The following is a 12,504-nucleotide window of genomic DNA, read 5'->3' as shown; positions in this document are numbered from 1 at the left end:
CCCTCGCGATCCTCGGCCCCCGCCGCGTCCTGCGCGCCCCGCATCTCCTCGCCGGGATCGCCATCGCCGTGACCCTCGCGCTGCCCAACCTCATCTGGCAGGCGACCCACGACTGGCCGCAGCTCACCGTCGCGGGCGGCATCAGCGACTCGGACGGCACCGAGAACCGCGTGCTCTTCGTCCCCGACCAGCTCCTCTATCTCTCCCCCCTCTACGTACCGATCTGGATCGCGGGCTGGCTGAGACTCCGCCGCGACCCCGCGCTGCGCTGGGCCCAGTCGCTCTGGTTCGGGTATCCGCTGCTCTGTCTGCTGGTCATCGGCTCGGGCGGCAAGGCGTACTACGCGATCCCGCTCCTTCTCGCACTCCTCGCGGCGGGCTGCGAGCCGGCCGTCCAGTGGGCGCACCGGCGCCTCCTGATCACCGCCGTGGCCCTTACCGCAGCCGTCACAGCAGTGCTCTCGCTCCCCATACTCCCCACGAGTGCGATCGCCATCCCCCAGGGAGTCAACCCGGAAGTCGCCGAGGAGGTCGGCTGGCCGCAGCTCACCGACGCGGTCGCGGTGGCCTGGTCGAAGGTCCCGGCAGCCGACCGCCCACGTGCCGTGATCCTCGTCCAGAACTACGGCCAGGCGGGCGCCCTCACCCACTACGGTCCGTCCCGCCACCTCCCCGGCCCGTACTCCGGCCATATGAGCTACGCCGACTGGGGCCCGCCCCCCGACTCGTCGAACGGCCCGGTGGTCCTCGTCCTCCAGCGCGGATCGAAGGGTTACGGGGCCGACTTCACCGCCTGCCGACAGATCACACGCGTCGACAACGGCCAGGTCGTCGACAACGAGGAGCAGCACGCGGCGGTGATGCTCTGCACGGGCACCACGAAACCGTGGTCGGCGCTCTGGCCTGAGCTGCGCCACTACTACTGAACGACCCTTGACCTCAACCGCACTTGACGTTGAAGACTCGCCCCATGACGACACCGACGACACCGAAGACACCGAAGACACCGACGGTCCGAGCAATCCAGGTCACCGAATTCGGCACCCCCGACGTCCTGAGGGCGGCCGACATCCCCGCACCCGTACCGGGCCCGGGCGAGGTCCTCATCCAGGTCTCCCACATCGACACGATCTTCGTGGAGACGCAGATCAGGGCGGGCTGGGGCCGCGACTTCTTCCCCGTACAGCCGCCGTACGTCCCCGGCGGCGCGCTCTCCGGCACGGTCCTGGCGACAGGCCCGGACACGGACCCGTCGTGGACGGGCCGCCGGGTGGTGGCGGGCCCCGGTCTCTCCGGGGCGTACGCGGAACAGGTGGTGGCCCGCACCGGCCAACTTGTCCCCGTACCCGACACCTTGGGCCTCCTGGAGGCCGCGGCCCTGGCCCACGACGGCGTGACGGCGACCGGGATCGCGGAGGGGGTCCGTATCGAATCGACCGACCGGGTCCTGATCCTCGGTGCGGCGGGCGGCATGGGCACGCTGCTGGTCCAGCTGGCGCACGCGGCGGGCGCGCAGGTGGTCGGCGCGGCAAGAGGAGACGAAAAGCTTTCCCTCATCCGCCAGTTGGGCGCGGATGCCGCCGTCGACTACTCCGACCCCGACTGGCCGGCCCTGGCCCGCAAGGCACTCGGCGGCGCGGGAGCCGATGTGATCCTGGACGGCGTGGGCGGCGACCTCGGCCTGCAGGCCTTCGCCCTGGCGGCCGACGGCGCCCGCGTCTCGGCCCACGGCGCACCGAGCGGCGGCTTCGCCCCGATCGACCCGGAGGAGGCCGGACGCCGCCACATCAGCCTGCGCGGAATCGCCGACGTGCAGTTCGCCGAGGAGGACATCGTGCGCCTCGCCACGAAGGTCCTCGCCCAGGCGGCGGCGGGCACCCTGCATCCCACCATCGCCCGCGTCTACCCGCTGGAACGCGCGTCGGAGGCCCACAGGGCGATCGAGGAGCGCGCACTCGCGGGCAAGGCGGTGCTCGCGGTCTCCTAATCGCCGCTCAGGTCCATCTCCTGCGCGAGCTGATTCCAGTACGAGTCGAAGAACCGCTGCGCGGCCTCCACCTTGAAGGCCTGGTCGCGCCGGCTGTACGGAAACAGCTCGGCGCCGAGCCCGATGGAGTCGACGATGGTCCCTCCCGCGCCCTCGGCGGGTGCGGGAGTCCACTCGTCCAGCGTGTAGTACCCCTCCAGCAGCTGCTCCCCGTTGAGGAGATACAACTTCTGCGTGGGAGTCAGCGGCACCTTGCGAATCCGCACGGAGACCTCTTCGACCAACTCCCGCTGCTGCAGGGCCATCAGGGACTCGCGCAGCGACCGCGCATGCGAGATCACCATCTCCCGGTGCCGCCTGCGCGGCCGGTCGTCGTCCTCGTCGCCGACGGCCCGCGGAAACGCGAGCCGGATCCCGGTCACATCGGGCAGGATCAGCCGCAGCCGGATGCTCCGCGGCGAGATCTCACCGCCCGCGATGCGCTTGGCCTGCGAACCGAGGTGCATGTCGAGCGTCTCGGAGGTGAGGGACAGTACGTCCAGGGCGACATCGTCGGCGTCGAAGGCCGTATGCAGAAAGTGCCCCAGGCTCACCAGGGACGCCTCGCCCCGCGTCGGCCCCTTGCCCCGGTCCCCGTCCGTATCGCTGTCCACCACAGCGCCACCCCCTGGCTGAAGAAGTCAACACGTCACTTTTGTACGGTACTTGCCCGGTCCGACCGCCGCCAGGCGAGCAGCGCGGAGACCACCTGCCACAGCCCCGGCAGACTGCCGAGTTCCAGCACGTCCTGGGCGCGCACCAGCACGCGCCGCAGCTTCAGCACCGTATGGAGAAGCAGCGGCCAGTTGAGATCCCGGTCCGCGCCCACCGTGAGGGCGGAGCGGATGACATCCGTGTAGACGGACTGGGCGCGCTTGTACGCCAGAAGCTGCGGAAGGTCCTCCTTCCACCCGTCCGAACTCCCCTTGCGCACCCATTCCACGGTGTCGCACCACTGCAGGATCACCTTCTGTGCCTGCTCGGGCGGATACCGCATGAGGTAGAGGTGAGTGGCGAGGTCGTACAACGGGTCCCCGAACATGGCGAGTTCCCAGTCGATCGTCCACAGCCTGTCCTCGCCGTCGACGATGAAGTTCTCCCGGTGCAGATCGCCGTGCAGCAGGCAGAAGGGACGTTCGGTGAGCGTGGACATGCGCTTCCTGAACCTCATCAGCGCTTCGTCGTCGACGCCCAGCCTGCCGAGGAGCTTGCCGAAGCGGTCCCGGTGCCTGAGGAACACCTCGTTCTCGGTGAAGTCCACGAGCCGGCGGAGGAAGCCGGAGGTGTCCCCGTCCGCGAGTTCGTGCGACTCCTCGTCGGATCCGCAGCTGCGCTCGATCTTCAGGTCCTCCGGACGGATGTGGACCATCTCGGAGAAGAGTTCCATGAGTTGACCGATGTACGACTCCGGAAGCGCGGCCTTCTCCTTGGTCACCTCTCCGAGCGTGCGCCCCTCGATGAACCGCTGCAGACCGACGCCGTCGAATTCGAGAAGCTCGGGAATCTTTCTGACGCGCCCCGCGAGCACGCGCAGGAGGTCCTCCTCGGAGGTGAAGCACCTGCGGTCGAACCAGAAGAGACCCGGCCGCGGCTCCCTGCACTTCCACCGTCCGTGCACACCGGCCTCTCCGGCCTCTCCGGTGTCGGGCAGCGAGAAGACCCAGGTGTCGTGGTGATACCCCTTGAGCGGAATCAGCTCATCAAGGTTCAGCTCGACGGCCAGCCGCCGGGCCAGGGATACGGTTTCGGCTGACATCACGCGTTCTCTCGCCTGTGGTGGTGCCGATGGTGAAGAAGTGGGGAACTACTCCACCACTGTGACCGACAAGGGCGACGCCCCCGGTGAGCCTCGCGGATCCCTGCCGCCGAGTGTGAACGGCAGTACTCCTGTGCGCCCATAGGCACACGGCATGCACCGGACAGCCTGCCCGGGCTCGTGCCCGGCACTACTCAATTCTCTGCCAATCAGTTCGAGAGGCGAGTTTCCATTCGCTCTCCATCACCTCGACCCACTGGCGCACCTTCGGCCCGTCCGACAAGCGGTCGCTGGACCAGATGCGGAGGTCGGTCCGGAGACCGTCGGGGTCGTACAGCAACTGGCCCCCGTGCTTCGACGTCGCGGTGATGTCGTATCGGCCGTGCAGGACCACACGATTGTTGAAGACACAGACCTTCTCCCGCGGGATCCCCTGGTACACTCGGTATTCGCACGACACCTCGACGGGATGGCTCGCCGCCAGCTGTGCGGCGCACTCGGCCAGCTGCTTTGCGTAGTCGATACAGATGTTCTCCAGCCGTACTCGGAATGCGCGATCGTCCTCGGGGGCACCGTCCGGACCGACCCTGCTGGGAACCGTCATAGCGCGGGAGAAGTCCGGCACCAGCATGCGTATAGCCACCTTCCGAGTGCTCCCCGGATCCCGCTCAGCCCACACCAATTGCTGTTTCACCGCGCTGAACAGGCTCTCGCCGGTGTACCCGAAGAAGCAGATGCTGACTTCACGGGCGGCGAACGCGCCGGCCACAAGCAGACGTAGGTCGTCTGACGTGGCTTCGACCTCAGGAGGAGTCCGGAACGACGCGGAAAGCTCCTTGACCGCGTCGTACAGCACATATCCGACCAGACTGAACAGGGCGCCACCAATAAACGTCTTGTCCTGCAGTGCGTCACCCACGGGCTTCACGAACTGCGCGACCAGACCCACGGCGAAGATCGTCAGCAGCATGATCCGAGTCACCACCGACTCGACCCGGTCCTGATAGAGCCGTAATCGCCCGCGCCAGCCGGTTCCCGATCTGCCTCCACTCACTGCAGAAGCTCCCCAACTCACTTTGAGCGAACGGACGTTCAGAACCCGTATCCCCGTGCGTCACACCTCGGGGCTACACATCATCACCCGTACCTCGTGCGGGGACAAGGCGTCGCTGGTCCGGGGTGTGACGTCGACCGGTCCGCGATGAGGCCGCCGCGGCAGGAGCCCGCAGGAGGTCTCGCCAGTCGGCCGGCCAATTGGCCAGCGCGAGGACGCCCATGATGAGCAGGTGGGCCGGCGCGGCCCAACTCTCCACCGCCGGGTCATGGTTGACGATGTGGGTGGTGGCCGCGCCGGTGAGCACGAACATCAGTGTCGTGGCACCCAGGAAGCGTGTCCGCTTGTCGGGGATCACCAGCAGGACTGCGGCGACACCTTCCAGGGCACCGACCACGAAGCGCATCCAGGACGGGTACCCCCAATCGACGAACTTCACGGAGTACGCCGAGCTGAATATCGTGTCGCCCGGCCAGTACTTGGTCACGGCGCCCAGCGCGAACTCACATGCCATGAACCAGTACAGCCCGGTCATGAGTCTCTTCGACATGCTTGTCCCTTCAGAAGGAATGGGGCAGGGTCGGGCCTCCGTACGGCGATTGCGGTGCCGCCGGAATTTCTGCTTTCGGGGATCAGCCCCGCAGGGTGGCGATGGCCTTCTCGATACGCCGCTGGCGCGTCTCGGGCTTCTTCGCGCTCTCGATGGCGCGGACGTGCTCGTTCTTGCGGCCATGGGCAAGGTTGTCGTACGCGGCGCGGGCGACCGGGTCGTCGTCCAGGGCCCGGGCGAAGTCCGGGGGCTCGACGACGACGCGCGGCTCGGTGTCGAGCTCCAGCTCGACCTCGACCTCCTCGCCGATCTCGACACCCGCGGCCTGCCGGTTGGCGTTGCTGAGGCCGAGCAGGTGGCGGCCTCGCATGATGGCGACCCGGCTCCTCCAGGAGTGCCCGTTGACCGTGATCGTCACCGGCGGCCGCGCGCCCCCGCCGAGCGCTGCTACCACCTCGGGCGGAACTTCCAGGCCCCGCATGGGCTCGGGCGGCTCGACGTGGGACGAAAACTTCATGATCTTTCTCCTGTTGTTCCGCGCGGCTGCTCGGCGTAGGGCTGGTCGGTTCCCGGGGGCGCTGTGGCCGGGAGTCAGGACAGGGTGGGGGCGACCGACGCGGCAGTCTCCCAGGAGAACCCGTCCGGGTCGGTGAGGGCGTCAGCGGTGCTGCCGAGGACGATGCGGTGCGAGCCCGTGCCGTCCTCGGGGACGCCGACTTCCTTGGCCAGGGCGCGGCGCTTGTACAGCGCCAGCTTGATGGAGCTGGACCGACCGGGGGCGAACTCGGCGTACTTGCCGCCGAAGCTCTTGGCCACGGTCAGGCCCCGGCCGACGTACAACTGCTTGGTGGCCTTCACGTCCTCGACGCCGATCAGCAGGACGACCTCGTCGATCTCGCGGGTGGCGGGGCCGGTGTCCTTCTTCTCCGAGGTCGCGATCTTCCAGATCGTCCCGTCCGGGGCCTGGACGACGCCGCTGTAGCCCCACAGCGACTTCGCGGCGGGCTTCAGCACCGTCGCGCCGGCGTCCACTGCGGCGCCGACGAAGCTGTCGACGGTGGCCGGCCCGGCCACTGTGAGCGCCAGGGTGAAGCCGCGGAATCCGGTGGAGGGCGCCTCGGACGCCCGCAGGCTGATGTACGTGTCGACGCCGAAGGCGCTGTAGAAGCGGCGAGCGGACTCGAGGTCGGCCACCTCAAGGGTGACGGACGAGAGGGATGTGTTGGCTGCGGTGGAAGCGGTGGTTGCCATGACCATCACGCTAGGGTCTGCGCGTCGGCCATGGCTTCTCGATTCCTGACCGGTCTGGAGACTTGCTTCGCCACGCACGCCGGCATCCCCTCCACCTTGATCGCCGAGCCCGCGTCGCGGGCCGTACCCGCAGCATCGGCATGGCCGGCCGCCGCATCCACCGCATCCGCCGCATCTGCCGCCTGGCGCCGGAAGGCCCCGGGCGGCATGCCGACCAGTTCCGTGAAGCGGGTGGTGAACGTTCCAAGCGACGCGCAGCCGACCGCGAAGCAGACCTCGGTGACGCTGAGGTCGCCCCGCCGCAGCAGCGCCGTCGCCCGCTCGATGCGACGCGTCATCAGGTACGAGTACGGCGACTCACCGTAGGCGGCCCGGAACTGCCGGCTCAGGTGCCCGGCGGACATGTTCACATCACGGGCGAGCGCCTCCACGTTCAGCGGCTGCGCGTACTCCCTGTCGATACGGTCGCGGACGCGGCGCAGCCGCGCGAGATCAGCCAGACGCTGCGCCTGGACGCGTGCACGCCGCCATTCGGACTTACACAAGCGAACCATCCCCTTTGCCTTTCATCGTCCGGGGTGCCCGCCTCGGCAGGCACCCCCAACCGCCGCGCTACTTATGGGTGGGCGCGATGTCGGCCCGTACGGCCGCATCGGTACCCGCACAGCTCAGCGCAGCTCCTGGATGCGGATCAGGTTGCCCGCGGGGTCGCGGAACGCGCAGTCGCGGACGCCGTACGGCTGCTCTGTCGGCTCCTGGACGACCTCACTGTCACCGGCCTGCACCTTCTCGAACAGGGCGTTGAGGTCCGGGGTGGCCAGCAGGATCCAGCCGTAGGTGCCCTTGGCCATCATCTCGGTGATCGTGCGGCGCTCGTCCTCGGTGATGCCGGGATCGGCGCCAGGCGGCGCCAGCAGGATCGACGTGCCCGGCTGACCGGCCGGGCCGACCGTGATCCAGCGCATCTTGCCCTGCCCGACATCGCTGCGGACCTCGAAGCCGAGGACGTCGCGGTAGAAGGCGAGCGACGCGTCCGGGTCGTCGTGCGGAAGAGCAGTCGTGTGAATGGTGATTTCCATGGCGAGCAGGCTAGAGGCGGCTCCGTGAACCGCGCTTCTCCATTCCTGATCGATCCGGACACGCCGGTCGGCATGGCTACGCCTGAACGCTCCTCTGACGTACGGCTTCCAGCACGGGCAGCATCGAGACCACCACGGTCTCCGCCCCTGCGGCGTGCAGCCTTTTCGCCTTCTCCTCGTTCCGCGCATAGCCGAGGAACGACACCCCCGCCGCCTGTGCCGCGTACAGATCTGTGACGGTGTCGCCGATCATCAGCGAGTCCGCGGCGCGGGCTCCCAGCGAGGTCAGGGCACGCCGGATGCAGTCCGGGTCCGGCTTCAGCAGATGGAGGTCGGTGGTGCGGCCATAGACGTGGGGGCCGAAGCAGGCCGTGAGACCGCGGTCGGCCAGATACGCACGGGCCACCCGCGGGGAGTTGTTGGTCGCGATGGCCAGCCGGACCCCCACCGCCTTCAGGGTCTGGATCAGCGGGTCCGCGTACGCGGTGGGCCAGGCGGTCCTGGCCGCGCGCAACTCCTCGCGCGTCAGCCGCTCCTCCAGCTCCTCCACCAGGTCGCTTCCCGGGTGGATGCGGTCCACGGCCCGCAGGACCGCGTGCGGATCCCCTGAGACCCGTTCCTCCTCCGTCAGCAGCACATGGCGGCCGTGCTCCTCCAGCCAGGCGACCAGGCTCTCGGCCACCTCGTGGGCATGATGCCCCGCGAACAGCCTGCAGATCGGACCGTCGAAGTCGAAGAGAACATTCTCGGCCTCGGCGATCACCCGCTTGAGATTCTCGGTCACAGGTGCCGCCCATTCCGTCTGAGTCGTGTCAGAAGTCACTCAGAGAGTGTCAACTCCGAACTGATTGTTTCCCAGAGGGCGTTGAACCACTTCTGCGACTCTTCCACATATGCGGCGTCCCGGCCCCCGTCGCCACCCTCGAAGGAGAAGAGCAGCGATCTCATGCCGAGCGCGTCGTAGATCTCGACCTGCTTCTCGCCGACCTCCTCCTCGCGCCGGGCGACCAGGTAGTACGCGAAGAGCGCCTCGGACCGGTTCAGCAGATACAGCTTGATCGGCGGGGTGAAGGGCAGCGCCCTGAACTCCACCGTCACGTCGATCCGGTGCGAGGACCGCAGGGCAAGGAGGTTGTTGCGGAGCACCATGCCCTGCGCGTTGCGCTGGCCGAGCCAGCGGCCGTGCACCGCATCCTGGTCCCGTTGGCCGTCGTCGACCGCCGTCGGGAAGGCGAGTTCGATCTCGCGGCTCGGCAGCAGGATCCGCACCCGGATCGTCCGTGGCCCGATAGTGCCCTCATGAATCAGTCTCAACGGCTCCCCCAGCGCCAGATTGAGCGACTCCGCCGTCAGGCTGACCACGTCGATCTGCACATCGGTCGCGGCGAACGCCTCGGCGATCCGGGCCGTGAGCGCGACCATCGTCGGCCGGGGCCGGTCGCTTGAGGCCGGGCCCGGTGCAGTGGCCGCGCGGTCCGCGATACGGGCCGGGGCGCCCCGGGTGACGTGCGTGAGCAGGCCTTCGGCCTGGAGGATCTTCAGCGCCTGGCGGACCGTGCCGCGCTCCACGCCGAACTCGTCGGCGAGGGAGGCCTGGGTGGGCATGGGGTCGCCGGCTTTGAGGTCACCGCTGCGTATGCGTGTCCGCAGCGTGTCGGCCACTTCTCGGTGGGAGGGCTTTCGGCCATTCACTGAGGTGTTGTTCTGGCTCACACCCAGACGCTACAACTACAGGCCATCTAACGGGAGTTGTTTAAAAGTTGTTTATGGATCGTGACCAAGTGGGGACAACTTTGGTGTAGTTGGTTGCCAACTTTGGCAACCTGGTCGCCAAGCGGCCGCCTCCCCGCCCGAAGGCCCCGAAGGAGGAACCACCATGCCCGCCCTTGTCATCATCACCACCATCATCGTCTTCGCCTTCGAGAGCCTCGTGCAGCTGCGGTACGGAGCGATGAGCGCGATCGGCCTGCTGCTGATCGCCATCGGGGCCAAGGCGAAGAGCCCGGTCGTCGCCGGAGCCGGGGCCCTCGTGCTGCTGGTCACCGCTACGGGCCCGGGGTCCTGAGGACGGGGCCCGCAAGCCGGGGTCCTAGCCCGCGGCCAGGCTCAGCGGCAGCGAGATCGTGTTCCAGATCGCGTCGAACCACAGCTGCGACTGCTCCACGAACGTCGCGTCCCGCACACCCGCCCCCTGTGCGAAGGGAAAGAGCAGCGACTGCGTCCCCTGGGTGTCGTACATCTCCAGGGGTTCGTGGTCGAACTCCCCCTCGCGCCGGTCGATCAGGTAGTACCCGAAGAGCGCCTCGACGCCATTGAGCAGGTAGAGCTTGACCGGCGGCGTGAACGGCAGCGCCCGGAACTCCACCGTCACGTCGATCCCGTGCGAGGCCCGCAGGGCCAGCAGATTGCCGCGCAGCACCTGACCCTGCGCATTGCGCTGGTCCAGCCAGTCGCGGTGCAGTCGTGCGTCGGTCCCGTCGGCCACCGGCGTCGGGAAGGCGAGGTCGATGTCCCTGCTCGGCAGGAGCACCCTTACGGTCACCCTGGCCGGCTTGATGCGCCCCGCATGGATCCCCCGGATCGGCTCGCTCAGCGCGAGGTTGAGCGAGGCGGACTTGAGGCAGAGCGCGTCGACCGCCACATGGTGGGCGGCGAACGCCGCGTCCATACGCGTGGCCAGCGCGACCATGGTCGACTGCGGCGGCCTGACCGCCCTGGTGGCGACGTCCGCGACGGTCGCGGGTGCACCCCTGGTCACATGGGTGAGCAGCCGCTCCTCCTGGAGGATCTTCAGCGCCTGGCGGACCGTGCCGCGCTCGACGCCGAACTCGTCCGCCAGCCGGGCCTGGGTCGGCATCCGTGCCCCAGGCCGCAGGCTCCCGTCCTTGATACGGGCTCGCAGCTCATCTGCCACCGTGCGGTGCGACGTCTCCACAACTGAACAGTACAACTCTCCGCCAACTATGGGGAGTTATTGAGGAGATGGTTATTTTTCGTCCAGCCATGGGGACAACTCCAGAAGAGTTGGTAACCAACTAACCGATCCGGTCGGTGAGTTGGTGACCAAGGACCCAAGGAGGGACCATGCCGCTCTTCGCTCTCCTCGCCGCCGCCGCTGCCGTTGGCCTCGATCAGCTCGTCCAGGGACAGTTCGGTGTGATGGGCCTCATCGGCCTCGGCCTGCTGACCGCCGGCGTCAAGGCCAAGAACCTCGCCTGCGCCAGCTTCGGCGCCGTGGTTCTTGTCGTCCTCGTCCAGCCCCTGATCGGCTAGCCGCCCGCCGACCCCTAGAAGACGTCAGGGCACCAAGGCCTGGCGGCCGTACGGAACAGCGCCTCCAGGGTCAGGACGGCCCCCGCCGTCCCCTCCCCGATCCGGCCCAGAGCAGCCAGTCGGACCGCCGACTCGTCGCCCAGATACAGCGCCCCCAACTCCCTCACGTCCAGCGTGACATCGGGCGACTCGGCAGACGGTGCGCACACCGCGCCGTCGGGCGACGCGTCGAGGCGGTACCGGCCCGCGGACAGGCCGGCTCCGCTTGCACCGTCCTCGACCACCTCAATGACGAGGGAGGCGGTCACCGTGTACGTACGGGCTTCCAGTGCCCGTACGACATCCAGCACCCGCACCCACAGGAAGTCCGCCTGTGTCGTGATCCGCGCCGCGCGCGGGTCGGGCAGCAGCAGCGGCAGAAGGTCGTCGGGGGCACGGCTCCCCGACCTGACGGACGTGATCCAGTCGACCGAGCAGACGTAGGTCCACAGCGCCCGCTCGGCGGCCGGCGACACCGCGAGCAAATGCTGTACGGACGCGGTGTTCAGCGGCTGCTTGGCATCGCCCCACCGGTCGTCGGCCGTGTACGTCAGCAGCCCCTCGACCTCGCCGGAGACCGACCGGTACACCACATGGAACGGATCCTTCCACGGGTGTCCCGGGTCCCGCAGCTGCCCGGTGTTGAGCTTCCACCACCGGTCGTCCCTGCTGACCGCGCCGGCCCTCGACCTCCGTACGCGATCGTGCAGTTCGGGCCCCAGCTTGTACACATCCGCGTGGTCCACCAGGTCGATCCGGCCCCCGCAGTCGGGGCCCGACCAGCGCGGGTCGAGCGCGGCGCGCGGCACGTCGACCGTCCACTCGGTGGTCTGGGCGGCGGGCCCGAAGCCGTATCGCCCGTAGATCGGATACTCGGCGGCGATCAGCGTCGCGAGCACATCGCCCCGCTCCCTGGCGTCCTTCAGGTCCGCAGCCATCATCCGGCCGAGCAGGCCGCGGCGGCGGTGGGTGGGCGAGACGGTCACATTGCTGATGGCGTCGGCGGGCAGCGAGGCCCCGCCGGGAACGGTGATCTCCTGGGCGAAGGAGCGGAAGGTGGCGACACAGCGGGCGCCGTCGAAGGCGCCACGGGTGCGGTTCAGATCGATGTACGGGAGCCAGTTCGCGACCTCCTCGTCGGTGACGTGGGGAGGGCGGAGGAATCCGGTGTTCAGGGCGCGGCGCCAGTCGGCGGCCTCGGTGTCGGTGATCGTGCGGACGTTCACAGTCATGAGGTCACGCTAGGCGCGGGGTGGGGCAGGCCGCACGGGGATTTCCCGTGACCCCCGGTAAGCGATCTTCGGCCGCTTGTCCTCAATCGCCGGACGGGCTTGATATGCCCCTCTGGTCTTGCCTGTGCGCGCACAAGCAGGCCGGTATCGGGCAAAATCGAGCCCGTCCGGCGATTGAGGACAAGCGGCCGAAGATCGCTTACCGGGGGTCACGGGAAATCCCCGTGCGGCCTGCCCCACCCCG

At 68.4% G+C, this 12,504-nt stretch carries 15 protein-coding genes and 1 pseudogene; 4 read left to right on the top strand and 12 right to left on the bottom strand.

The annotated features are described in order from the left end of the window. Together J0695_RS35655 and J0695_RS35650 are read left to right on the top strand one after the other, a co-directional pair. A pseudogene (locus J0695_RS35655) lies at positions 1–926 on the top strand (hypothetical protein); the annotation flags it as partial. Positions 927–970: 44 nt separating this feature from the next. Next, positions 971–1,987, top strand: coding sequence for a zinc-binding dehydrogenase (locus J0695_RS35650; protein ID WP_206968919.1), 1,017 nt, complete (start codon positions 971–973; stop codon positions 1,985–1,987). Here the strand turns inward: J0695_RS35650 and J0695_RS35645 are convergent. The 10 genes from J0695_RS35645 to J0695_RS35600 form a co-directional block, all read right to left on the bottom strand. Continuing rightward, a complete protein-coding gene (locus tag J0695_RS35645; protein ID WP_206968918.1) occupies positions 1,984–2,640 on the bottom strand; it encodes a hypothetical protein in 657 nt (218 codons plus the stop codon). The two genes, J0695_RS35650 and J0695_RS35645, sit on opposite strands and share 4 nt — an antisense overlap. Positions 2,641–2,675: 35 nt before the next feature. Continuing rightward, the gene (locus tag J0695_RS35640; protein ID WP_206968917.1) at positions 2,676–3,782 is read right to left on the bottom strand and encodes a phosphotransferase family protein; all 1,107 of its coding nucleotides are present in this window, start codon (positions 3,780–3,782) and stop codon (positions 2,676–2,678) included. Between the two features lie 190 nt (positions 3,783–3,972). After that, positions 3,973–4,752 (bottom strand): hypothetical protein, encoded by a 780-nt coding sequence (locus tag J0695_RS35635; RefSeq protein ID WP_206968916.1) that lies wholly within the window; start codon positions 4,750–4,752, stop codon positions 3,973–3,975. 157 nt (positions 4,753–4,909) lie between these two features. Beyond that, entirely contained in the window at positions 4,910–5,386 is a 477-nt protein-coding gene (locus J0695_RS35630; protein ID WP_206968915.1) for a DoxX family protein, read from the bottom strand. An 82-nt stretch (positions 5,387–5,468) separates the two neighbouring features. Further along, positions 5,469–5,903, bottom strand: coding sequence for a YdeI/OmpD-associated family protein (locus tag J0695_RS35625; protein WP_242553616.1), 435 nt, complete (start codon positions 5,901–5,903; stop codon positions 5,469–5,471). A 74-nt stretch (positions 5,904–5,977) separates the two neighbouring features. Continuing rightward, positions 5,978–6,643, bottom strand: coding sequence for a VOC family protein (locus J0695_RS35620; protein ID WP_206968914.1), 666 nt, complete (start codon positions 6,641–6,643; stop codon positions 5,978–5,980). After that, positions 6,643–7,182 carry a helix-turn-helix domain-containing protein gene (locus J0695_RS35615; protein WP_206968913.1) on the bottom strand — a complete coding sequence of 180 codons (540 nt, stop codon included), beginning with the start codon at positions 7,180–7,182 and terminating at the stop codon, positions 6,643–6,645. Before J0695_RS35615 ends, J0695_RS35620 begins: the two co-directional genes overlap by 1 nt. Positions 7,183–7,305: 123 nt before the next feature. Continuing rightward, positions 7,306–7,716, bottom strand: coding sequence for a VOC family protein (locus J0695_RS35610; RefSeq protein WP_206968912.1), 411 nt, complete (start codon positions 7,714–7,716; stop codon positions 7,306–7,308). A 76-nt stretch (positions 7,717–7,792) separates the two neighbouring features. Then, the gene (locus J0695_RS35605) at positions 7,793–8,500 is read right to left on the bottom strand and encodes an HAD family hydrolase (RefSeq protein WP_206968911.1); all 708 of its coding nucleotides are present in this window, start codon (positions 8,498–8,500) and stop codon (positions 7,793–7,795) included. A gap of 35 nt (positions 8,501–8,535) precedes the next feature. Further along, positions 8,536–9,435 (bottom strand): GntR family transcriptional regulator, encoded by a 900-nt coding sequence (locus J0695_RS35600; RefSeq protein ID WP_206968921.1) that lies wholly within the window; start codon positions 9,433–9,435, stop codon positions 8,536–8,538. 157 nt (positions 9,436–9,592) lie between these two features. Here J0695_RS35600 and J0695_RS35595 point away from each other — a divergent pair, with 157 nt between their 5' ends. Then, positions 9,593–9,781 carry a hypothetical protein gene (locus J0695_RS35595; RefSeq protein ID WP_206968910.1) on the top strand — a complete coding sequence of 63 codons (189 nt, stop codon included), beginning with the start codon at positions 9,593–9,595 and terminating at the stop codon, positions 9,779–9,781. Between the two features lie 24 nt (positions 9,782–9,805). Here J0695_RS35595 and J0695_RS35590 read toward each other — a convergent pair whose 3' ends face one another. Next, the gene (locus J0695_RS35590; protein ID WP_206968920.1) at positions 9,806–10,630 is read right to left on the bottom strand and encodes a winged helix-turn-helix domain-containing protein; all 825 of its coding nucleotides are present in this window, start codon (positions 10,628–10,630) and stop codon (positions 9,806–9,808) included. Positions 10,631–10,800: 170 nt separating this feature from the next. Between J0695_RS35590 and J0695_RS35585 the strand changes: the two genes are divergently transcribed. Further along, positions 10,801–10,989, top strand: a complete 189-nt coding sequence (locus J0695_RS35585) for a hypothetical protein (RefSeq protein ID WP_206968909.1) — start codon at positions 10,801–10,803, stop codon at positions 10,987–10,989. Between the two features lie 14 nt (positions 10,990–11,003). Here the strand turns inward: J0695_RS35585 and J0695_RS35580 are convergent, their stop codons facing one another. After that, on the bottom strand, positions 11,004–12,260 hold the full coding sequence (locus J0695_RS35580; RefSeq protein ID WP_206968908.1) for a GNAT family N-acetyltransferase: 1,257 nt from the start codon (positions 12,258–12,260) through the stop codon (positions 11,004–11,006). Positions 12,261–12,504 lie beyond the last annotated feature (244 nt).

It is taken from the genome of Streptomyces beijiangensis (assembly GCF_017315755.1).
Taxonomy (GTDB): Bacteria; Actinomycetota; Actinomycetes; order Streptomycetales; family Streptomycetaceae; genus Streptomyces; species Streptomyces beijiangensis.
Note: the sequence above shows the minus strand (reverse complement) of the source record. Positions and strands in the feature narration are given on the sequence as shown.

Bases quoted from the DNA above. Each gene is read 5' to 3' on its own strand.
- J0695_RS35640 (WP_206968917.1), bottom strand. From the start codon at position 3,782: ATGTCAGCCGAAACCGTATCCCTGGCCCGGCGGCTGGCCGTCGAGCTG.
- J0695_RS35580 (WP_206968908.1), bottom strand. From the start codon at position 12,260: ATGACTGTGAACGTCCGCACGATCACCGACACCGAGGCCGCCGACTGG.
- J0695_RS35625 (WP_242553616.1), bottom strand. From the start codon at position 5,903: ATGAAGTTTTCGTCCCACGTCGAGCCGCCCGAGCCCATGCGGGGCCTG.
- J0695_RS35620 (WP_206968914.1), bottom strand. From the start codon at position 6,643: ATGGTCATGGCAACCACCGCTTCCACCGCAGCCAACACATCCCTCTCG.
- J0695_RS35595 (WP_206968910.1), top strand. From the start codon at position 9,593: ATGCCCGCCCTTGTCATCATCACCACCATCATCGTCTTCGCCTTCGAG.
- J0695_RS35585 (WP_206968909.1), top strand. From the start codon at position 10,801: ATGCCGCTCTTCGCTCTCCTCGCCGCCGCCGCTGCCGTTGGCCTCGAT.
- J0695_RS35630 (WP_206968915.1), bottom strand. From the start codon at position 5,386: ATGTCGAAGAGACTCATGACCGGGCTGTACTGGTTCATGGCATGTGAG.
- J0695_RS35635 (WP_206968916.1), bottom strand. From the start codon at position 4,752: ATGCTGCTGACGATCTTCGCCGTGGGTCTGGTCGCGCAGTTCGTGAAG.
- J0695_RS35610 (WP_206968912.1), bottom strand. From the start codon at position 7,716: ATGGAAATCACCATTCACACGACTGCTCTTCCGCACGACGACCCGGAC.
- J0695_RS35650 (WP_206968919.1), top strand. From the start codon at position 971: ATGACGACACCGACGACACCGAAGACACCGAAGACACCGACGGTCCGA.